This window comes from Tepidamorphus sp. 3E244 (assembly GCF_046159835.1).
Taxonomy (GTDB): Bacteria; Pseudomonadota; Alphaproteobacteria; order Rhizobiales; family Tepidamorphaceae; genus JACKJK01.
The window spans coordinates 1,327,750-1,348,191 of the sequence record NZ_JBJXCY010000002.1 but is presented as its reverse complement, the minus strand read 5'-3'; the positions used below and the strand labels follow the sequence as shown (position 1 = coordinate 1,348,191).

Annotated in this window: 16 protein-coding genes and 1 tRNA gene; 4 read left to right on the top strand and 13 right to left on the bottom strand. The window is 65.1% G+C overall.

The genetic code is table 11. The annotated features are described in order from the left end of the window. Positions 1-34 precede the first annotated feature (34 nt). Together ACKTEK_RS15120 and ACKTEK_RS15115 are read right to left on the bottom strand one after the other, a co-directional pair. The gene (locus ACKTEK_RS15120) at positions 35-1,612 is read right to left on the bottom strand and encodes an ABC transporter substrate-binding protein (protein ID WP_409166118.1); all 1,578 of its coding nucleotides are present in this window, start codon (positions 1,610-1,612) and stop codon (positions 35-37) included. 251 nt (positions 1,613-1,863) lie between these two features. Then, positions 1,864-1,940 (bottom strand) — tRNA-Arg (locus ACKTEK_RS15115). 420 nt (positions 1,941-2,360) lie between these two features. Here ACKTEK_RS15115 and ACKTEK_RS15110 point away from each other — a divergent pair. The 3 genes from ACKTEK_RS15110 to ACKTEK_RS15100 all read left to right on the top strand — a co-directional run bounded on the left by ACKTEK_RS15110 (position 2,361) and on the right by ACKTEK_RS15100 (position 6,878). Further along, positions 2,361-3,437, top strand: coding sequence for an acyltransferase family protein (locus ACKTEK_RS15110; protein ID WP_409166117.1), 1,077 nt, complete (start codon positions 2,361-2,363; stop codon positions 3,435-3,437). A gap of 69 nt (positions 3,438-3,506) precedes the next feature. Continuing rightward, positions 3,507-6,446, top strand: a complete 2,940-nt coding sequence (gene polA / locus ACKTEK_RS15105; RefSeq protein ID WP_409166116.1) for a DNA polymerase I — start codon at positions 3,507-3,509, stop codon at positions 6,444-6,446. A gap of 219 nt (positions 6,447-6,665) precedes the next feature. Next, a complete protein-coding gene (locus ACKTEK_RS15100) occupies positions 6,666-6,878 on the top strand; it encodes a cold-shock protein (protein ID WP_409166115.1) in 213 nt (70 codons plus the stop codon). A 108-nt stretch (positions 6,879-6,986) separates the two neighbouring features. Here the strand turns inward: ACKTEK_RS15100 and pnp are convergent, their stop codons facing one another. From pnp to rimP, 8 genes are all read right to left on the bottom strand, one after another. Further along, positions 6,987-9,113 (bottom strand): polyribonucleotide nucleotidyltransferase, encoded by a 2,127-nt coding sequence (gene pnp / locus ACKTEK_RS15095; protein ID WP_409166114.1) that lies wholly within the window; start codon positions 9,111-9,113, stop codon positions 6,987-6,989. Positions 9,114-9,361: 248 nt separating this feature from the next. Continuing rightward, on the bottom strand, positions 9,362-9,631 hold the full coding sequence (gene rpsO, locus ACKTEK_RS15090) for a 30S ribosomal protein S15 (protein WP_409166113.1): 270 nt from the start codon (positions 9,629-9,631) through the stop codon (positions 9,362-9,364). A gap of 247 nt (positions 9,632-9,878) precedes the next feature. Continuing rightward, on the bottom strand, positions 9,879-10,805 hold the full coding sequence (truB, locus tag ACKTEK_RS15085) for a tRNA pseudouridine(55) synthase TruB (RefSeq protein WP_409166112.1): 927 nt from the start codon (positions 10,803-10,805) through the stop codon (positions 9,879-9,881). A 27-nt stretch (positions 10,806-10,832) separates the two neighbouring features. Then, positions 10,833-11,255 carry a 30S ribosome-binding factor RbfA gene (gene rbfA / locus ACKTEK_RS15080; protein ID WP_409166111.1) on the bottom strand — a complete coding sequence of 141 codons (423 nt, stop codon included), beginning with the start codon at positions 11,253-11,255 and terminating at the stop codon, positions 10,833-10,835. 10 nt (positions 11,256-11,265) lie between these two features. Beyond that, positions 11,266-13,806: a translation initiation factor IF-2 gene (gene infB, locus ACKTEK_RS15075; RefSeq protein WP_409166110.1), complete on the bottom strand. Its 2,541-nt coding sequence runs from the start codon at positions 13,804-13,806 to the stop codon at positions 11,266-11,268. 3 nt (positions 13,807-13,809) lie between these two features. Then, positions 13,810-14,562, bottom strand: coding sequence for an RNA-binding protein (locus tag ACKTEK_RS15070; RefSeq protein WP_409166109.1), 753 nt, complete (start codon positions 14,560-14,562; stop codon positions 13,810-13,812). Beyond that, positions 14,543-16,168: a transcription termination factor NusA gene (gene nusA, locus ACKTEK_RS15065; RefSeq protein ID WP_409166108.1), complete on the bottom strand. Its 1,626-nt coding sequence runs from the start codon at positions 16,166-16,168 to the stop codon at positions 14,543-14,545. Before nusA ends, ACKTEK_RS15070 begins: the two co-directional genes overlap by 20 nt. Positions 16,169-16,259: 91 nt before the next feature. Then, complete coding sequence (gene rimP / locus ACKTEK_RS15060) at positions 16,260-16,886, bottom strand: ribosome maturation factor RimP (protein WP_409166107.1); 627 nt, start codon at positions 16,884-16,886, stop codon at positions 16,260-16,262. A 179-nt stretch (positions 16,887-17,065) separates the two neighbouring features. Between rimP and ACKTEK_RS15055 the strand changes: the two genes are divergently transcribed. Next, positions 17,066-17,779: a class I SAM-dependent methyltransferase gene (locus tag ACKTEK_RS15055; RefSeq protein WP_409166106.1), complete on the top strand. Its 714-nt coding sequence runs from the start codon at positions 17,066-17,068 to the stop codon at positions 17,777-17,779. Here the strand turns inward: ACKTEK_RS15055 and ACKTEK_RS15050 are convergent. The 3 genes from ACKTEK_RS15050 to ACKTEK_RS15040 form a co-directional block, all read right to left on the bottom strand. Further along, positions 17,776-18,465 carry a tRNA (guanine(46)-N(7))-methyltransferase TrmB gene (locus ACKTEK_RS15050; protein ID WP_409166105.1) on the bottom strand — a complete coding sequence of 230 codons (690 nt, stop codon included), beginning with the start codon at positions 18,463-18,465 and terminating at the stop codon, positions 17,776-17,778. The genes ACKTEK_RS15055 and ACKTEK_RS15050 overlap by 4 nt on opposite strands. A gap of 7 nt (positions 18,466-18,472) precedes the next feature. Continuing rightward, positions 18,473-19,699, bottom strand: a complete 1,227-nt coding sequence (metK, locus tag ACKTEK_RS15045) for a methionine adenosyltransferase (RefSeq protein ID WP_409166104.1) — start codon at positions 19,697-19,699, stop codon at positions 18,473-18,475. Positions 19,700-19,895: 196 nt separating this feature from the next. Then, a complete protein-coding gene (locus tag ACKTEK_RS15040) occupies positions 19,896-20,300 on the bottom strand; it encodes a helix-turn-helix domain-containing protein (protein WP_409166103.1) in 405 nt (134 codons plus the stop codon). Positions 20,301-20,442 lie beyond the last annotated feature (142 nt).

Below are 20,442 nucleotides of genomic sequence, written 5' to 3'. Positions count from 1 at the left end.
CTATGGCGACGGACGCGCTTGCCCGTCATCCACCTCAGTTCATGGTGAAGAACTTAACCTTCGGATCGTCTTCCGGGCTGACCTCGATACCCACATTGTCGGTCATGCCCCAGTTCAGCACCTGGTGGTGGATCGGGATATAGAGCTGCTCGTCCTGTACCACCTGCCAGATCTCGCCAATGGCCGCATTGCGGGCGTCCAGATCGGTCTCGGATGCGAGGCTCACGATCTTCGCGTCAAGGTCGGGATTGGAAAACCCGGTGCCGTTCCAGCTGCCGCGTTCATCGCCACGGGTATGGACGAGGAAGTTGAAGATGTACTCGGAATCGTAGGTCGGCACGCCCCAGCCCAGCATGTAGAAGTCCGTCTCGCCATTGGTGATGAGCGGGAAGTGCTGTGCCTTGGGCTTGGCGTCGAGGTTCACGGTCACGCCGATCTGCGCCAGCATGCCGACGGCGGCCTGGCAGATGGCCTCGTCGTTGATGTAGCGATCGTTCGGGCAGTCGAGCTGGATCGAGAACCCGTCGCCGTAGCCGGCTTCGGCCATCAGCGCCTTTGCGCCCTCGACATCGGTCGCCGACGAGCTGTCCATTTCTTCCGTCCAGCCGTTGACGAAGGGCGGCGCGATCATGCCGGCGGGCTGGGACTGGCCGCGCATCACGACCTGCTTGATGGCATCGCGGTTGATCGCCATCGACATTGCCTTGCGCACGCGCGCATCGGCGAGCGGGTTGGCACCCTCGACGCTGTCATTGGCGATGTCGTCGGCACCCATGTTCATGCCTAAGAAGATCACGCGGTTCTGCGGTGCGGTCTTGACCACCAGCCCGTCGGTATTGGCCACGCGGTCGAGGTCCTGCACCGGCACGTCCTGGATGAAGTCGACCTCGCCGGACAGCAGCGCGGCAACGCGGGTCGCAGCATTCTGGATCGGGGTGTAGACGATCTCGGTCACGTCGAGCGGAAACTCGCCCTTGCCCCAGTAGTCTTCATTCGCAGTGAGCACCGTCTTCACGTCGGGCTCGCGGCTGACCAGCTTGTAGGCGCCGGTGCCGTTGGTATTGGTCGTTGCGAAGGTCGTCTCGCCGCCTTCGATGTCCTGTACCTTGACCGCGTCGTTGGCCTCGGCCCAGCCTTTGTCCATCATGAACAGGTTGGTGAGGTTCGACGGCAGGATCGGGTTCGGGCCATCGGTCACGAACTCGACCGTGTGGTCGTCGACGGCGCGCACCTCGACGATGGAGGTGAGCAATTCTTTCATGTCGGAATCTTCCGACTTCGCACGGTTGATCGAGAAGACCACGTCCTCGGCGGTGAAGTCGGCACCGTCGTGGTATTTCACGCCTTGGCGCAGGTTGAAGACCCACACGGTGGGATCGCCTTCCTTGGGTGCCCAGTCTGTGGCGAGGGCGGCCTGGAAGGCACCCGTCATGTCGCGGATGATCAGCGGCTCGTAGATCTGGTGCGCAAGGGTGTGCGTCGGACCCTCGTTCTGGGCATGGGGATCGAGCGTCAGGGAATCGCCGGCCCGAGCCCAGCGCAGCGTTTCGGCCGAGGCCGAGAGCGCGGTTGTCACCAGAATGGCGGCCGCAAAAGCAGCAGTCGTTTTCATGTGAGTCTCCCTCTCTTTATCCGCCCAGGGCGGGTCATCCATCCCGCTAGCCTATCGATTTCAAATCCCTGTTCAATTTGATTCGTGCGAGGAGACACCAAGCCGGCAGCTGCTCACAGAGATGTTATCGGCCATCTCGATGACCGGTGACGGCTGCGGGTTCGGGCTGAAATGTCGGAAGAACCCAAAAGAGCCCGACCGCCAGTCTGGCTCGAGCGGCATCTCATTTCTGCTGAACTGATTGAGGTGAATGGCGCACCCGACAGGATTCGAACCTGTGACCTCTGCCTTCGGAGGGCAGCGCTCTATCCAGCTGAGCTACGGGTGCCTGTGGCCAATTCGGCGCGCAATGCATTGGCTGCCGGCGCGCGGCGGACACTAGCCGAACCGGCGCGCGCGGGCAATCTCGGATCAATGACAGGCTGCCCTGTGATTTCCCGGACCGCTTGACCCTGCCCGTGCTGTTGGACGGAGAGCACGCTGGCCACAAACGTTCCCAACGTGTGCGGTTTGACCAAGACAACCGCAGTGGCCGGTCACTCCGCGAGGCTCCCAGCACGCGCCCTCGCGCCGGACCGCTGCACACGGTGTTGTGGTGTTCAGGGCCGCAAAGCCAAAAGCTAAAACTTGGTTAACCAATCCTTACCTGGCTACCCACAATTGCCGCTATCGGGTGAAAGCGGATTGAAAGGGATTTTCGCTACAAGTTTAGCGGCTGGCGGGATGTCCCCGCCGCGCGGAACCGAACATGACAGCGAACGACGGCATCAGCGGTATGGGCGGCGCGACCGATACGCGCGTGCCGTGGGTCGACACAGCCAAGGGCATCTGCATTGCGCTGGTGGTGATGATGCACTCGACGCTGGGCGTGGAGGCCTTGAGCGGTCAGACCGGCTGGCTCGGCGAGGTCGTCGCCTTCGCGCAGCCTTTCCGCATGCCGGACTTCTTCCTCGTCTCGGCGCTTTTCCTCGCCGCGCGGATCGACGCGCCCTGGCGGCTATATTTCGACCGCAAGGTTTTGCATTTCGTCTATTTCTACCTGCTGTGGACCGCGATCCAGATGGGGTTCAAGGTCTTTACGCTCTATGACGGCGACCTGGGCGCACTTGCGCTCGGGTACCTGCAGGCCATGGTTCAGCCCTTCGGCATCCTCTGGTTCATCTACCTGCTGGCGATCTTCTTCGTGGTGACGCGGGCGCTGCGCGCCGTGCCGCCGTTGGTCGTGTTCGCTGCGGCAGCAGCGCTCGAAATGGCACCGATCGAGACCGGCTGGATCGTCGTCGACGAGTTCGCGGCGCGCTTCGTCTATTTTTACGTGGGCTACGTGCTGGCGCGTCACATCTTCGCATTTGCCGGTGGCGCGGGAGAGCGGCCCATGCTCGGCGTTGCCGGGCTGGTGGCCTGGGCGCTCATCAACGGTGCGGCCGTGTATGGCGGCGTCTCGACGTGGCCGGGGATTGGTCTCGCGCTTGGGTTTGCCGGGGCCATCGCGATCACGGTGCTTGCCTCGATGATCGCGCAGACCTTACCGGGCCGCGCGCTGGCCTATGCCGGGGCGCGCTCCATCGCGATCTATCTCGCGTTTTTCCTGCCGATGGCCGTTGCGCGCTCCATGCTGCTGAAGACCGGAGTGATTCCGGACGTCGGCACGGTCTCGGCACTGGTGACGCTGGCCGGTTGCCTGCTGCCGCTTGCGGCACTGGCGATCGTGAAGGACACGCCACTTTCCTTCCTGTTCGAGCGGCCCGCCTGGGCGCGGATCGTGCCGGCGGCGCGCGCCAAGGTGCCGCCGCCGGGCGCTGCCGGACTGACGCCTGCAGAATAATGCACGGCGGTTGGCTGATGTGCCGGGAAGCGGGTCGCCAAGGACACAATCGCGCGGCATAGTCGCGCCATGACAAACGCCGATTCCTCCCCCGCATTCATCGCGCCCGACCTGAAAGAGGGCGACGAGCTCGTCCTCGTCGACGGGTCGTCCTACATCTTTCGCGCCTACCACGCGCTGCCGCCCCTGACGCGCAAGTCCGACGGGCTGCCGGTTGGCGCGGTCGCGGGGTTCTGCAACATGATGTGGCGGCTGATCCGGGACTCGGTGGACGACATCGACCCGACGCACCTGGCGGTGATCTTCGACTATTCCTCCAAGAGCTTCCGCAACGAGTTCTATGCCGACTACAAGGCCCACAGGCCCGAGCCGCCGGAAGACCTGCGCCCGCAATTCGGGCTGATCCGGCAGGCGGTGGACGCCTTCAACGTGCCCTGCGTCGAGCAGGAAGGCTTCGAGGCCGACGACCTGATCGCAACCTATGCGCGGCAGGCGGAGGCCAAGGGGGCCAAGGTCACCATCGTCGCGTCCGACAAGGACCTGATGCAGCTTGTCAGCGACAAGATCATCATGTTCGACACGATGAAGGACAAGCGCATCGCGCTCGACGAGGTGCACGAGAAGTTCGGCGTGCCGCCGGAAAAGGTAGTCGACGTGCAGGCGCTGGCGGGCGATTCCACCGACAACATTCCCGGCGTCCCGGGCATTGGTGTGAAGACCGCCGCCCAGCTCATCGGCGAATACGGGGATCTTGAGACGCTGCTTGCGCGTGCCGAGGAGATCAAGCAGCCCAAGCGACGGCAGAACCTGATCGAGTTCGCCGAGCAGGCGCGCATTTCCCGCAGGCTGGCGGAGCTGAAGGTGGACGTGCCTGTCGAGGTTCCGGTGACCGAGTTCTCGCTGCGCGAACCGGATGCACCACGCCTCATCGCGTTCCTGAAAGCGATGGAATTCACCACAATCGTGCGCCGCGTTTCCGAGGCGATGGAGGCCGAGGCTGGCGAGATCGAGGCGGGCAGCGTCGACATCCAGCACTGGGAGCCGGAAGCGGCCGCCACGACGCCGAACGAGAGCGGCGGCGTGGAGGCTTCAGCAGACGCGGCCAACGGCGCGACACCGGCGGCAATGGCGAAGGCCAGCGCCGCTGCGATGGCGGACGCAAAGTTCGAGCCGGAGAAATACGGCACGGTCGATGAACCCGCCGAACTGGAAAGCTGGATCGCGGCCGCCTTCGAGCAGGGCCATGTCGCCATCGACACGGAGACGGATTCGCTGGATGCGATGCAGGCGAACCTCGTCGGCGTGTCGCTGGCGGTCGCGCCGAACGCGGCGTGTTACGTGCCGCTTGCCCACCGTGCAGCCGACGGGCTCGATTTCGACGGGGGCGACCTGAAACAGATCCCCATGGCCAAGGCGCTCGAGATCCTCAAGCCGCTGCTGGAATCGCCCTGGGTCCTGAAGATCGGGCAGAACCTGAAATACGATGCGCTGGTGCTGCGGCGCTACGGCATCACGCTCGAGAACGTGGACGACACGATGCTGATCTCCTACGTGCTGGACGCCGGGCGCGGCGGGCACGGCATGGATTCGCTGTCGGAGACGTGGCTCAACCACAAGCCGATCCCCTATTCGCAGGTCTGCGGCACCGGCCGCAAGAAGCTGACCTTCGACCAGGTTCCGCTGGACCAGGCCACCGCCTACGCGGCGGAAGATGCCGACGTGACGCTGCGCCTGTGGCAGGTGCTCAAGCCCCGACTCGTGGCGGAGGGCAAGACCACGGTCTACGAGACGCTGGAGCGAACGCTGATGCCCGTGCTGGTGCGCATGGAAGAGCGCGGCGTCCACGTGGACCGGGCCATGCTGGCTCGGCTTTCGGCGGAATTTGCGCAGAAGATGGGTGCCATCGAGGCCGACATCTTCCAGCTTGCCGGCGAGACCTTCACCATTGGCTCGCCCAAGCAGCTGTCGGAGATCCTGTTCGGGAAGATGGGCCTGCCCGGCGCGAAGAAGACCAAGACCGGTGCCTGGACGACGGGTGCCAGCGTGCTGGAGGACCTTGCCGCGGAGGGGCACGAACTGCCGCGCCGTATCCTCGACTGGCGCGGATTGCAGAAGCTCAAGAGCACCTATACCGACGCGCTGCCGGGCTACGTGAACCCCACGACGGGGCGCGTCCACACGTCCTACTCGATGGCCTCGACCACCACCGGGCGGCTGTCCTCGTCCGAGCCGAACCTGCAGAACATTCCCGTGCGCACCGAGGAGGGCCGGCGCATCCGCAAGGCGTTCGTGCCGGAAAAGGGCTTCAAGCTGGTTTCCGCCGACTATAGCCAGATCGAATTGCGTGTGCTGGCGCATATCGCCGACATTCCGCAGTTGAAGCAGGCCTTTGCGGACGGGCTCGACATTCACGCCATGACGGCGTCGGAGATTTTCGACACGCCCATCGAGGGCATGGACCCGATGGTGCGGCGGCGCGCCAAGGCGATCAATTTCGGCATCATCTACGGCATTTCCGCCTTCGGTCTCGCCAACCAGCTTTCCATCCCGCGCGATGAGGCCGCGACCTACATCAAGGCCTATTTCGAGCGCTTTCCCGGCATCAAGAACTACATGGACGAGACGCGCGCCTTCGCCCGCGAGCACGCCTATGTGGAGACGATCTTCGGGCGGCGCTGCCACTACCCCAACATCACCAAGGGGCATCCGTCCGAGCGCGCGTTTCTGGAACGTGCCGCCATCAATGCCCCGATCCAGGGGTCTGCGGCCGACATCATCCGGCGTGCCATGGTGCGCATGGAAGACGCGCTGCGGGAGTCGAAACTCGCCGCGCGGATGCTGCTCCAGGTCCACGATGAACTGATCTTCGAGGTGCCGGACGACGAGGTCGCCGCCACGATTGCGCTGGTGAGAGAGGTCATGGAAAACGCCTCGCTGCCGGCGATCCAGCTCTCCGTTCCACTGCAGGTGGACGCGCGCGCGGCGGAAAACTGGGACGAAGCGCACTGACAAACCTGTGACCAGAGTGCCCAATCATTCGTCTTGCCTCTGACACATTTCTCTGTCGAATTTTGAACATCGACAATTGGCCGGACGACGTGCCTAACCGCACGCATCAGAACGTGCACTGCCGACGACCCTCTTCCAATGCTCGATAAGCCCCCGCGCTCTTGGCCTCAGGCCCGGGGCGCATAGTTGTATCCAGATACCGAAAAGGACGACTCTACGATGGCTACCGGAACCGTGAAGTGGTTCAACACGCAAAAGGGCTATGGCTTCATCCAGCCCGAATCTGGCGGCAAGGACGTATTTGTCCACATCAGCGCAGTGCAGCGTTCAGGCCTGACCGGCCTCGATGAAGGCCAGGTGGTGAGCTTCGAGATCAGCGAAGACCCCAAGACCGGCAAGTCGGCGGCGACCGACCTGACGATCACCGGCTGACGCGCGATCGACATCGACTTCCCCTGAAGGGGGAGTGAAACGGAAAAGGGCGGCCCCGACGGGCCGCCCTTTTTTGCGTTGGTACAAAATTTTGAAAGGGAAGGACGATTACTCGCTCTTGTCGAGCTCTTCGCCGGATTCCTGATCGACGACCTTCATCGACAGGCGGACCTTGCCGCGCTGGTCGATTTCCAGAAGCTTCACGTAGACTTCCTGGCCTTCCTTGACGACTTCGCCGACCGTCTCCGGGCGCTTCTCGCTGGTGAGCTGCGAGATGTGCACGAGACCGTCCTTGGCGCCGAAGAAGTTCACGAAGGCACCGAAGTCCATGATCTTGACGACCTTGCCCTTGTAGATGGCGCCGACTTCCGGCTCGGCCACGATGGAATGGATCCAGTCGCGGGCCGCCTTGATCGTCGCGCCGTCGGCAGAGGCGATGTTGATGGTGCCGTCGTCCTCGATGTTCACCTTCGCGCCGGTCTTTTCCACGATCTCGCGGATGACCTTGCCGCCCGAACCGATGACTTCACGGATCTTGTCGACCGGGATCTTCATCGTTTCGATGCGCGGCGCATGTTCGCCGAGTTCGGCACGGGACTCGCTGAGCGCCTTGCTCATTTCTTCGAGAATGTGCAGCCGGCCGCCCTTCGCCTGTTCAAGCGCCTTCTGCATGATCTCTTCAGTGATGCCGGCGATCTTGATGTCCATCTGCAGGGACGTGATGCCCTGGTCGGTGCCAGCCACCTTGAAGTCCATGTCGCCGAGGTGATCCTCGTCACCGAGAATGTCGGAGAGGACGGCGAACTTGTCGTCTTCCAGGATCAGGCCCATGGCGATGCCGGACACCGGACGCTTCAGCGGAACGCCCGCGTCCATCAGTGCCAGCGAGGTGCCGCAGACGGTCGCCATGGAGGACGAGCCGTTGGACTCGGTGATCTCGGAGACGACACGCAGCGTGTAGGGGAACTCGTCCTTGGCCGGCAGCATCGGGTGGATGGCGCGCCAGGCAAGCTTGCCGTGGCCGATTTCGCGGCGGCCTGCGCCGCCCATGCGGCCCGTCTCGCCCACAGAATAGGGCGGGAAGTTGTAGTGCAGCAGGAAGCTTTCCTTGTAGGTGCCCGACAGCGCATCGATGAACTGCTCGTCATCGGAGGTGCCGAGCGTGGCGACCACGATGGCCTGCGTCTCGCCACGGGTGAAGAGCGCGGAACCGTGGGTGCGCGGCAGGATGCCGGCTTCCGAGACGATCGGGCGGACCTGGTCCACCTTGCGGCCGTCGATGCGGATGCCGTCATCGAGGATCGACCAGCGGACGATCTTGGCTTCGAGCTTCTTCAGCACGTCGCCGACCTGAACCTTCGTCGGGCCGCCATCCTGTTCGGCACCCTCGGGAAGGAAATGCTCCAGGACCTTCTTCTTGGCCGCGTCGATGGCGTTCTTGCGCTCGGTCTTTTCCTTGATCTTGTAGGCGTCGCGCAGGTCGCTTTCGGCGATCTCGGCAGCCTTGGCGGACACCTCGGAGAGATCGGCGACGGAGTGGTCGCGCGGCTCCTTGGCGGCCTTCTCGGCAAGCTTGATGATGCCGTCGATCACGGGCTGGAAGCCGCGGTGACCAAACATGACGGCGCTGAGCATGTCTTCCTCGGAGAGCTCCTTGGCTTCCGATTCAACCATCAGCACTGCGTCAACCGTACCGGCGACAATGAGGTCGAGCTCCGTTTCCGGCATCTGGTCGAGCGTCGGGTTGAGAACGAACTCACCGTTGATACGGCCAACGCGGGCGCCACCGATCGGTCCCATGAAGGGCACGCCGGACAGCGTCAGTGCCGCAGAGGCGGCGACCATGCCGACGACATCTGGATCGTTTTCCATGTCATGGGCGAGGACGGTGATGATGACCTGCGTGTCGCACTTGTAGCCTTCGGCGAAGAGCGGGCGGATCGGACGGTCGATGAGGCGCGAGGTCAGCGTCTCTTTTTCGGTCGGCCGGCCTTCGCGCTTGAAGTAGCCACCGGGAATGCGGCCGGCTGCGAAGAACTTTTCCTGGTAGTTGACCGTCAGCGGGAAGAAGTCGAAGCCGAGCTTCGGCTGCTTTTCGGAAACGACGGTCGCGAGAACGGTGGTCTCGCCGTAGGTGGCCATGACGGCGCCATCGGCCTGGCGGGCAACCTTGCCACTTTCCAGCACCAGCGGGCGTCCGCCCCAGTCGATTTCGACTTTCTGGATATCAAACATCTAGCTTATCAGCTCCTGGGAATTGCGCCGAACCCCGCGCCGGTTCATCCGGCACGGCACACGTTTTCGACGCTGCACAGAAAGCCATGGGCAAGACGGCCAGGGGCTTTGCGGGTTCGCGGCAACATTCCGCGCACGGCCCAAGCAACTGGCGATCCCCCCATGGCCTCGCTGCGCCTTAGGGAATCTGGCGCGGCAGGGATACGGCCCCCGCCGCGCCGGCGATGGTCTGCCGGACGGGGCTCGCCTTAGCGGCGCAGGCCCAGCCGCCCGATCAGGCTCTTGTAGCGCTCCTCGTCGTCCTTGCGGACGTAGTCGAGAAGCTTGCGGCGCAGCGAGACCATCTTCAGAAGGCCGCGGCGCGAGTGGTTGTCCTTGTTATGGGACTTGAAGTGGCCGGTGAGGTTCGCAATCCGTTCAGACAGGATGGCAACCTGGACCTCGGGAGAGCCGGTATCGCCGTCTTTGATGGCGTATTCCTTGATCAGCTCTGCCTTGCGTTCGATCGTGATCGACATCGCTTTTCCTTTCAAAAAACGCGTTTATCGGCCCGGAGCCACCTGAACGGCGGGCATGAACGTTTCGGATCATGTCCGGATGTCGGGAGCGGCGGGCCGCCGATGCGGCACGTGCCGGGATGTCGTCCAGCACGGTCGCGACAACGCACATGGCAAAGCCATTTGCGAGCCGGCGCCCTTATGACCGATTTTTGCGCGTTTGACCAGCCTTATCGCGTTGCCGGACAAGGGCGAAATGCCGCCCGCGTCAGTACTGGAACACACGGCGCGGGTGCAGGGTCGCGCCCTGGCCTTCGCCGATCGCTATGGCCTGCCCGTCATGGGTGATGCAGACCTCGCCGTGCAGCACCGGGGCGTCGCGGCCCTTCAGCAGCACCGGCTGGCCGCGCATCAAGGTCGCGACATCGGCCTGCGGCACTTCAACTTGCAGCATGGCGTGGGCGAGCGCCGCGCTCAGCGGGCGGATGCGCGCCAGCAGCGCATCGCGGTCCTCGGCCATCTCCTGCAATTCATCCAGCGTGACCATGTCGGCCTCGACAAACGGCGCAACGCAGACGCGACGCAGCGTGCCGACATGGCCGTGGCACCCCATCGCCTCGCCAAGATCGCGGGCAATGGCGCGGATATAGGTGCCCTTGCCGCAATCGCACTCGAACCAGGTGCGCTCGACGAGGCGGTCGTCGTTGCGCTCGTCGACGCGGCACAGGTCGTGGATTTCCACCTCGCGCGGCTTGATCTCCACCTCCTCGCCGCTGCGGGCGCGGGCATAGGCGCGCTGGCCATCCACCTTGATGGCGGAAAACTGCGGCGGGACCTGCAGGACAGTGCCGGTGAAATGCTTCAGCGCAACGTCGATTTCCGATTGCGTCGGGCGCTTTTCGGACGTGGCGACAGCCTCGCCCTCGGCATCGTCGGTGGACGTGCGCACACCCCAGACCACCTCGAAGCGATAGGTCTTGCGGCCATCCATCACGTAGGGAACGGTCTTCGTCGCCTCGCCGAACGCAACCGGCAACATGCCGGTCGCCAGCGGGTCGAGCGTGCCGGCATGGCCGACCTTGGGGCAGTCATAGAGCTTCTTCAGCCGCCCGAGCGCGCCGTTGGAGGACAGCTCCAGCGGCTTGTCGAGCAACAGCCAGCCGTGAACCTCTGCCTTGCGGCGCCTGCGTCCCATGAAACCTGCCTGCGGTGTGCCGTCGGGTCAGTCGTCGCCAGCATCGCCGGCGTCGTCGTCGTGCTTTTCGACGTCGCGGCGCACCTGCGGCGAATCCAGCAGCGCGTCCATGCGCGCACCGGCGTCGAAGCTCTCGTCGCGCAGGAACGAGACCTGCGGCATGTGCTTCAGGTCGACACGCCTAGCCAGCAGCCCGCGCACGAACTTGCGGCTGCGGTTGAGCGCCTCGATCACTTCCTCGATGTCCTGTCCACCCAGGGGCATGACATAGGCCGAGGCGTGCTTGAGGTCCGGACTGATGCGGACTTCCGGCACGGTGATGACGTGGCTCTCGAGCACGGGATCGTTGATCTCCCCGCGCTGCAGGATGTCCGACAGGGCGTGGCGCAGCAATTCGCCGACGCGAAGCTGGCGCTGGCCCTGCCGCGATGCGTTGGGTGCGGCGTTCATACAGTCAGACCTAGAGCGAACGCTCGATGGTCTCCACCTGGTAGCACTCGATCACGTCGCCGGCGCGCATGTCCTGGTAGTTCTCGAAGGCCATGCCGCACTCCTGGCCGACCTCGACGCGCTGCACTTCATCCTTGAAGCGCTTGAGCGTCGACAGCTTGCCTTCGTGCACCACCACGTCGTCGCGCAGCAGGCGGACGCCCGCACCACGTTCGACGCGGCCGTCTGTGACACGGCAACCGGCCACCTTGCCGACCTTGGAGATGTTGAACACTTCCAGGATCTCGGCATTGCCCAGCATCGTCTCGCGCAGTTCCGGCGCGAGCAGGCCGGACATGGCGGCTTTGATGTCGTCCACCAGGTCGTAGATGATGTTGTAGTAGCGGATCTCGACGCCCTCGCGCTCGGCGAGGTCGCGGGCCTGCTTGTTGGCACGCACATTGAAGCCGATCACCACCGCGTTGGAGGCGGCGGCCAGCGTCACGTCGGATTCGGTGATGGCACCGACGCCCGACAGCAGGATGCGCGCGGACACTTCATCCGTGCCGAGCTTGTCCAGCGCACCGGCGATGGCTTCCACCGAACCCTGCACGTCGCCCTTGACGAGGAGCGGCACTTCCTGGCGCTCGGCGTCCTTGAGCTGGGTCATCATGTCGGCGAGCGAAGAGCGCATGCCGCCACGAACCTGCTGCTTCTCGCGCTTCTGGCGCTGGCGATAATCGGAGACCTCGCGGGCGCGGCCTTCGTTCTCGACGACAACGAAGTTGTCACCAGCCGAAGGCGTGGCATTCAGGCCCAGAACCTCGACCGGCATGGAGGGGCCGGCTTCGGTGACGTTCTCGCCATGCTCGTTGATCATGGCGCGGACCTTGCCCCACTCGCTGCCGGCGACGAGCACGTCACCGACGCGCAGCGTGCCGCGCTGGACCAGAACGGTCGCGACCGGGCCACGGCCCTTGTCGAGCTGGGCTTCGACGACGACGCCCTCGCCCGGACGTTCCGGGTTTGCCTTCAGGTCGAGCACTTCCGACTGCAGGAGGATGGCCTCGACCAGCTTGTCGAGATTGGTCTTCTTGAGCGCGGAGACTTCCACTTCCAGCGTGTCGCCGCCGAGGCTTTCCACCACGATTTCGTGCTGGAGCAGCTCGTTGCGGACGCGCGTCGGGTCGGCGCCGGGCTTGTCCATCTTGTTGATCGCCACGATCAGCGGTACTTCGCCGGCCTTGGCGTGGTTGATGGCCTCGATGGTCTGCGGCATGACGCCGTCATCGGCGGCAACCACCAGAACGACGATATCGGTGACCCGCGCGCCGCGAGCACGCATGGCGGTGAACGCCTCGTGGCCCGGGGTGTCGATGAAGGAAACCGTCTGGCCGCCTTCGGTCTTCACCTGGTAGGCGCCGATGTGCTGGGTGATGCCGCCGGCTTCACCGGCAACAACATCCGCCTGGCGCAGCGCATCGAGCAGCGACGTCTTGCCGTGGTCGACGTGGCCCATGACGGTCACGACCGGGGCACGTGGCTGCTTGGCCCCATCCGGATCGTCCTCGGTGACAAGGCCGGTCTCGACGTCGGCTTCGGAAACGCGCTTCACCGTGTGGCCCATTTCCTCGGCGATGAGCTGCGCGGTATCGGCGTCGATCACGTCGTTGATCTTGAGCATCTGGCCCTGCTGCATCAGCAGCTTGATCACATCCACGGCGCGCTCGGCCATGCGGTTGGCTAGCTCCTGGATAGTAATCGTTTCGGGCAGGCGCACTTCGCGCAGGATCTTCTGACCCGGCTCGGACGGCCCCTGGCTCTTGTTCTTCTCGCGGCGGCGGCGGATCGCGGCCAGCGAACGCTTGCGCTCGTTTTCGTTGAGCGCATTGGAGATCGTCAGGCGGCCACGGCGGCGTTCGCCATCGCGGCGCACGGGCGCCGGCTTCTCCGGCGGGCGGCTCGGACGGCGCTTGCCGGCATCGTCATCACCACCGGCAGGGCGGCGCGGCGCGGCAGCCGGCTGCTCGGCATCGGCGGGGGCTGCCTGCTCGGCGGGCGCGGCCTTGGCGCGCTCGGCTTCCTGCTTGGCGCGCGCGGCGTCTTCCTCGGCCTGGCGAGCTTCGGCCTCGGCGCGCTCCTTCGTCAGGCGCTCCTCTTCCTCGGCACGGCGCTTTTCTTCCTCGGCGGCGCGCTGGCGCTCCTCGGCATCGCGAACCCTGGAATCGGCAAGGGCCTGCGCTCGCGCACCCTTTTCCTCTTCAGTCAGGGTGCGTAGAACCACGCCGGAGCGGTTGTCCGCTGCGGGCTTGGGCGCAGGGGCCGGTGCCTGGGGTGCGGGCTGGACGGGCTTGGGCGCGGCAGCGGGCTGCGGCGCCGTCGCCAGGGGCTCGGCTTCCGTCCCACCCGGGCCGACAGTGCGACGGCGCTTCTTCTCGACCACGACCGCCTTGGTGCGCCCGTGGGAGAAATTCTGACGCACGGTCCCGGATTCGACCGTGCGCTTGAGACTCAGGGTCTTGCGCGCGGGCCGCGAGGCCGTGTTGTCGCCGCTGTTGTCTTCACTGCTCATATATCAACTGTCCTTTGCGGCAGCCCGTGCTGCCTCTGAATGCGACGCGGCGCCCACGGCGCCGGCTTCCGTTCCACGTGTTCCGGCGTCAGGCGCCGATAGTCCCAGGTAGTCCGCAAGGCGCGCCACCGCCTCGCATGCCCTGACGCCCTGGGAAGACCGCGTCAGCGCAGCATGTATCACATTCCCGCCGCCAAGCGCCAAGTCCAGTTCGCTGCCTGCGAACATGCGCCAGACCGGCGACGCTTCCGCGCCCTGTGCAACCGCCGAACGAAGGGCAGCCGCGATCTTGCCGACACCGTCGGCCTTGGCCTCTGCCGCGTGCAGCACGCAAGCCGTTTCTCCGGCACGCGCCCGGGCATCCACCTTGGCGAACCCGGTGACGGCGCAGCCAGCCTTGCGGGCAAGACCGATGCTGCCGAGAGCGGTGGCACGCAACGCAATGCCGACATCCTCGGCCAGCGCCGCGGGCGCTTCGACCTGGGCGCGAAACCCGCGCGCAAAGCGCTTGTTGCGCACCGCCTGCTCGACCATTTCGGCGCGCGCCGTGACCCAGACCCCGCGGCCGGGCAGCCGGCGCTTGAGGTCCGGCACCACGGTGCCCGCGGGATCGAGAACGAAGCGAAGGAGTTCGCGTTCCGAGCGGACCTCCCGCGTCACGACGCAAGTGCGCATGGGGTCGCGCCTGCGCCCCTCGCGCGGTCCGGGGTCGCGAAACTCCTCGTCCTCGATCAGATCAGGCGTCGGTTGCGGCAACGTCCTCTGAGTCTCCCTCGGTTTCCTCGCCTTCGCCCTCGACGGGCTCCGGCTCGGGCTCAATCCAGCCGGCCTTGATGCGGGCGGCCATGATCATGCGTTCGGCTTCCTCGCGGCTGATTTCGAAATTCTTCAGCGCACCGTCATGGCGCACCACTTCGCCGTCCTTGCGCTCGGTCCAGCCGACGAGATCGTCGGTGGCGCAGCCGGCAAGGTCTTCCATCGTCTTCACGTCGTCTTCGCCGAGCGCCACCATCATGGCGGTGTCGATGCCCTCGATCTCGCGAAGCTCGTCTGACACGCCGAGTTCCTGGCGGCGCGCGTCACGCTCGTTCTCGATACGCTCGAGGCACTCGTTGGCGCGGGTCTGGATCTCGAAGGCGGTGTCCTCGTCGAAGCCCTCGATGGAGGAAATCTCGTCGATCTCTACGTAGGCGAGTTCTTCAACGGACGTGAAGCCTTCCGAGACCAGGAGCTGGGCCACGACCTCGTCCACGTCGATCGCATCGACGAACAGGTCGGTGCGTTCGACGAACTCGGCCTGGCGGCGCTGCGATTCCTCTTCCTCGGTCAGGATGTCGATATCCCAGCCGGTGAGCTGCGAGGCGAGCCGCACGTTCTGGCCGCGACGGCCAATGGCGAGGCTCAGCTGCTCGTCGGGAACGACGACCTCGATGCGCTCGGCATCCTCGTCGAGCACGACCTTGGCGACTTCCGCCGGGGCCAGTGCGTTGACGATGAAGCTGGCCGCATCCGGAGACCACGGAATGATGTCGATCTTCTCGCCCTGCAGTTCCTGCACGACCGCCTGAACGCGGCTGCCGCGCATACCCACGCAGGCACCGACGGGATCGATGGAGCTGTCATTGGAGATGACCGCGATCTTGGCGCGGCTGCCGGCATCGCGGGCGACCGAGCGGATCTCGATGATGCCGTCGTAGATTTCCGGCACTTCCTGGCCGAACAACTTGGCCATGAACTGCGGGTGCGTGCGCGACAGGAAGATCTGCGGGCCGCGCGGCTCGCGGCGCACGTCGAAGATGTAGGCACGGATGCGGTCGCCGGGGCGGTAGGCTTCGCGCGGGATCATCTCGTCGCGGCGGATGATGCCTTCGCCGCGGCCCATGTCGACGATGACGTTGCCGTATTCGACGCGCTTCACCACGCCGTTGATGACCTCGCCGACGCGATCCTTGTACTCGTCGTACTGGCGGTCACGTTCGGCTTCACGGACCTTCTGGACGATGACCTGCTTGGCGCTCTGGGCGGCGATACGACCGAAATCCAGCGGCGGCAGCGGATCGGCGATCATGTCGCCGACGCGCGCGGCCGGATTGCGCTCCTGCGCGTCTTCCAGGAGAATCTCGATGGCCGGGTTCTCGACGGTCTCGACAACGGTCAGCAGGCGGTTGAGCCGGATCTCGCCGGTTTTGCCGTCGATCTCGGCGCGCACTTCCGTCTCGTTGCCGTAGCGCGAGCGGGCGGCCTTCTGGATGGCGTCTTCCATCGCGTCGATGACGATCTCGCGCTCAATGGACTTTTCGCGCGCGACCGCGTCGGCGATCTGCAGAAGTTCAAGCCTGTTGGCACTCACAGCAGCGTTCATCGAGCCGCTCCGTCGCGTGTCACCAGAACCATGTCGTCTTCTCCTTCAATGGGGCCGGGGCTTGTCTCGCGCCGGCCGGGAATTCCAGTCCCTACCGCTTGCGCGGATTCTTTCGCCCGGTCGGGCCGGCATCCGCGCCGGAGCGCCCGAGCGCGGCGTCGATCAGCCTGTCGGTCAGCACCAGCCGCGCTTCGTCGATATCGTTGAATTGCAGCGCGACCTTGGCCGGCTGGCCGTCTTCTTCCGTGACCAGTTCCACGGTCTCTTCGCCGACGGCGCCAATATCGCCGCGAAAGCGACGGCGGCCATCGATCCCGACATTCATCTCGATCTTCGCCTCGTGGCCTTCCCAGCGCGCGAAGTCGCTGCGGCGCATGAGCGGGCGGTCGATGCCCGGCGAGGAGACTTCCAGGTTGTAGGCCTTGTCGATCGGGTCTTCGACGTCGAGCGCCGGCGACACGGCCTCGCTGACGGTTTCGCAGTCCTCGACCGTCATCTCGCCGTCGGGGCGCTCGGCCATGATCTGCAGGGTCAGCCCGTCACGGCCGGACATGCGAACGCGCACCAGCCGGTAACCCAGGTCGGTGATGACCGGGGCGACGATGGCGGCCACGCGGGCGTCGAGACCGGTCTCGGTCACGATTCGCGGCTCGTTCAACGTGCCGATGCCGTTTTCCTCGCCAGCCTTGGTGTTGTCGTTTGCGCTGCTGTCTTTCATCTCGTCCGTTCGGGCCGTGCCCTCAATTCGTTTGGTTCAAGCTCGAATGACCAAAAGGGTTTGGCGCGGGCCCCGGCGCGGGACCCACCTCATCAGTCTTCTGATTGAGCTTGGAATAGGCTGCAATATAGTCGATCGCGCCGCACAAGCAAGCGGCATCACGGAAGGTCCCGTTGCCCATGTCCCGCGAGAGCACCGATATCAGCCAGGCGTTCGACGCAGTCGCCGCCTCCTATGACGCCTCACGCAAGCGGCTGGTGCCGTGTTTCGACGCCTTTTACGGCGCGGCGGTATCCGCCTGCGTGGCCGCCATGCCCGACGGCGAAGCGCCGCGCGTCACCGACCTCGGCGCAGGCACCGGGCTGCTGGCGGCACTCGTTTCGCATGTTCGCCCCGACGCGCGCTTCACCCTGATCGACGTTGCCGGGGCAATGATCGACGAGGCGCGCGCACGATTCGCGCGGCTTCGCGCCACCGCGTCGTTCCGCGTCGAGGACTATGCCGACCACCCCCTGCCCGACCGGCAGGACGCGTTCCTCTCCGCGCTGTCGATCCATCACCTGGGCGATGCCGACAAGGCGGCGCTGTTTGCCCGCATCGCGCTGGCGCTGAGGCCCGGCGGTATCTTCGTCAATGCCGAGCAGGTCGCACCCGAACCGCCCGCCACCATGAATGACGTGCTCAAGGGCTGGGAAGATGACGTGCGGCGCGCCGGCGGCAGCGAGGACGAGCTTGTCTCGGCGCGAAAGCGCATGGCGCACGACCAGTGCGCGCCGCTCTCGGCGCAGCTCGACTGGCTGCGCGAAGCCGGCTTCGAAGCGCCTCAGGTTCATTTCTCGAGCGGCATCTTCGCGGTCTATTCCGCACAGATGGCGGCGCACGACGCGGACTAGGTTCGGGTAAAGGTCAGATAGGAGGGGACGCGGCCCTCACGGTAGGCCTTTGCCTCGTAGCGGGTGCGCGTCCATCCGTCCCACGGCTTTCGCCAATCGTCGGCGACCTGCGCGGTCCACGCGAAATCGGTGCGGGGCCGGAGGTGCATCAGGGTCCATGTCAGGTAGTCGGGCCAGTCGGAGGCGAAGCGCAGTTCGCCGCCCGGCCTGATGACGCGGGCGAGCTCGGCCAGCGTCTCGTGCGAGATGAACCGGCGCTTCCAGTGACGGCGCTTGCGCCAGGGATCGAGGTAGAGCAGGTCGGCGCGATCGAGGCAGGCGTCCGGCAGCCATTCGAGCAGGTCATGGGCATCGCCGAAATGCACGCGGACATTCGTCAGTTCGCGCGTGTCCACTTCGCTCAGCAGCTTGGCGACACCGTTGATGAAGGCTTCCGCGCCGATGAACCCGGTTTGCGGGTTGCTTGCCGCGCCTTCGGCCAGATGCTCGCCGCCGCCGAAGCCGATTTCGAGGATCAGCCGGTCGGGCGCGGTCTCGAAGAGGTCCGCGAGCCGGGCGGGTGCCGGTTGCTCGACCTCCACGGCGATGCGCGGCAGCAACTGCTCCATGAGCCGCCCCTGCCGTGCCTTCAGCGCGTGGCCCTTGCGCCGGCCGTGCAGCCGCTTGGCCAGGCCTTCCTGCGCCATGGCGAGCCTACTTGGCGTTGGCGCGCAGTTCGTCGACGAGGTCGAGCGCTTCCCACGAGAAGCCGCCATCGGGCTCCGGCACGCGGCCGAAGTGACCGTAGGCCGCCGTGCGGGCGTAGATCGCCTTGTTGAGCTGCAGGTGATCGCGGATGCGGCTCGGCGTCAGGGCGATGGTCTTGCGGATCGCCTTTTCGAGGTCAGCATTCGAGATCTTGCCGGTGCCGTCGGTGTCGACATAGATCGACAGCGGCTCGGCAACGCCGATGGCGTAGGAGAGCTGGATGGTGCAGCGCTCGGCCAGTTCGGCGGCAACGATGTTCTTGGCGACGTAGCGCGCGGCATAGGCTGCGGACCGGTCGACCTTGGTCGGGTCCTTGCCGGAGAACGCGCCGCCGCCGTGCGGGGCGGCACCGCCATAGGTGTCGACGATGATCTTGCGACCGGTCAGGCCGGCGTCACCGTCCGGGCCGCCGATCACGAACGCACCGGTCGGGTTGATGTGCCAGGCGGTGTCGTCGTTGACCCAGCCGTCGGGCAGGGCGCTGAGCACGTAGGGCGCGACGATCTTGCGGATATCCTGCGAGGACAGGCCCTCTTCCATGTGCTGGGTGGAGACGACGATCTGCGTGGCGCGGACCGGCTTGCCGTTCTCGTAGGCGACCGACACCTGCGACTTGGCGTCGGGGCCGAGAACCGGCTCCTTGCCCGCGTGGCGAGCCTCGGCCATCTCGGCGAGGATGCGGTGGGCGTAGTAGATCGGGGCAGGCATGTATTCCGGCGTTTCGCGGCAGGCGTAACCGAACATGATGCCCTGGTCGCCGGCGCCGGTGTCCTTGTTGCCGGCTTCGTCCACGCCCTGCGCGATGTGCGCGGACTGGCCGTGCAGCAGCACTTCGATCTGGCAATCCCTCCAGCTGAAGCCCTTCTGGTCGTAGCCGATGGACTTGATCGCCTCGCGGGTGACGCCGACGATCTTGTCGGTGTTGACGCTGATCTCGCCGTCGTCCTGCTCGTGGCACAGGCCGTCGGGCCCGCGCACTTCGCCGGCAATCACCACGCGGTTGGTTGTGGCGAGCGTCTCGCAGGCGACACGCACCTGCGATGCCGGCATTCCGGCGCTGCCTGCTTCGCGGAAGAAGAGATCGACGACCTCGTCGGAAATCCGGTCACAGACCTTGTCCGGGTGTCCCTCGGAAACCGACTCACTGGTGAAGATGAAATTCGAGCGTGCCACGCGTACCCCCGTCCTGCCACTGCCGGAAAAGCCCCTTCTGGCGCGGTCAATGGTTCGTTACCCGGTCATGATCGGGAAAAGTTCGCGCGTTTTGGCAGCGCGTGACAGTGCAGTCAAGCGATTGCCATGCGCGCAGCGGGTGAAACACCCGCGCCTGCCTTCACGCGATGTGAGTTTGGAATTGGCCTGCGGCACGTCACTCGGACATGTCGGCGGCGGCTTTCACCATGTCGATAATGCGCTTGCGCATCGTGGTGTCCTTGATGCGGAAGAACGCCCGGTTGAGCGCGATGCCGTCGGTGCTGGTCATGGCCTCGGAATCGAAACTCGCCTGGCCGCTTTCGGCAAATCCGGCGGCCGGCGCCTCTGCCGATGTCAGCCCGTCATAGAAAAAGGAGACCGGCACCTCGAGGATGCGCGAGATCTCGAACAGGCGGCTGGCGCCGATCCGGTTCGTGCCCTTTTCGTATTTCTGAACCTGCTGGAACGTCAGACCGAGACGATCGCCCAGTTTTTCCTGGCTCATGCCGACAAGCATGCGGCGCATGCGGACACGGCCTCCGACATGCGTGTCGACCGGATGCGGCTTCTTGCCAGTCATGGTCTTCAAGTCCCCGTTCAAATCTTAACTCAATCCCCGCAATTCTAACGCAAGGTTAGTTCGCGTATTCGTTGTATGCTAACCTAATTTCGCTACCGAAACCGTTCCAGATTATCGAAATATCCCAACGATTTCAGCAACT

What these genes read in the sequence shown, in the direction of transcription:
- ACKTEK_RS15110 (WP_409166117.1), top strand. Translation starts at nt 2,361, where the DNA reads ATGACAGCGAACGACGGCATCAGCGGTATGGGCGGCGCGACCGATACG.
- ACKTEK_RS15055 (WP_409166106.1), top strand. Translation starts at nt 17,066, where the DNA reads ATGTCCCGCGAGAGCACCGATATCAGCCAGGCGTTCGACGCAGTCGCC.
- nusA (WP_409166108.1), bottom strand. Translation starts at nt 16,168, where the DNA reads ATGAACGCTGCTGTGAGTGCCAACAGGCTTGAACTTCTGCAGATCGCC.
- polA (WP_409166116.1), top strand. Translation starts at nt 3,507, where the DNA reads ATGACAAACGCCGATTCCTCCCCCGCATTCATCGCGCCCGACCTGAAA.
- rbfA (WP_409166111.1), bottom strand. Translation starts at nt 11,255, where the DNA reads ATGAACGCCGCACCCAACGCATCGCGGCAGGGCCAGCGCCAGCTTCGC.
- rimP (WP_409166107.1), bottom strand. Translation starts at nt 16,886, where the DNA reads ATGAAAGACAGCAGCGCAAACGACAACACCAAGGCTGGCGAGGAAAAC.
- pnp (WP_409166114.1), bottom strand. Translation starts at nt 9,113, where the DNA reads ATGTTTGATATCCAGAAAGTCGAAATCGACTGGGGCGGACGCCCGCTG.
- truB (WP_409166112.1), bottom strand. Translation starts at nt 10,805, where the DNA reads ATGGGACGCAGGCGCCGCAAGGCAGAGGTTCACGGCTGGCTGTTGCTC.
- ACKTEK_RS15120 (WP_409166118.1), bottom strand. Translation starts at nt 1,612, where the DNA reads ATGAAAACGACTGCTGCTTTTGCGGCCGCCATTCTGGTGACAACCGCG.
- ACKTEK_RS15050 (WP_409166105.1), bottom strand. Translation starts at nt 18,465, where the DNA reads ATGGCGCAGGAAGGCCTGGCCAAGCGGCTGCACGGCCGGCGCAAGGGC.
- ACKTEK_RS15100 (WP_409166115.1), top strand. Translation starts at nt 6,666, where the DNA reads ATGGCTACCGGAACCGTGAAGTGGTTCAACACGCAAAAGGGCTATGGC.
- ACKTEK_RS15040 (WP_409166103.1), bottom strand. Translation starts at nt 20,300, where the DNA reads ATGACTGGCAAGAAGCCGCATCCGGTCGACACGCATGTCGGAGGCCGT.
- infB (WP_409166110.1), bottom strand. Translation starts at nt 13,806, where the DNA reads ATGAGCAGTGAAGACAACAGCGGCGACAACACGGCCTCGCGGCCCGCG.
- rpsO (WP_409166113.1), bottom strand. Translation starts at nt 9,631, where the DNA reads ATGTCGATCACGATCGAACGCAAGGCAGAGCTGATCAAGGAATACGCC.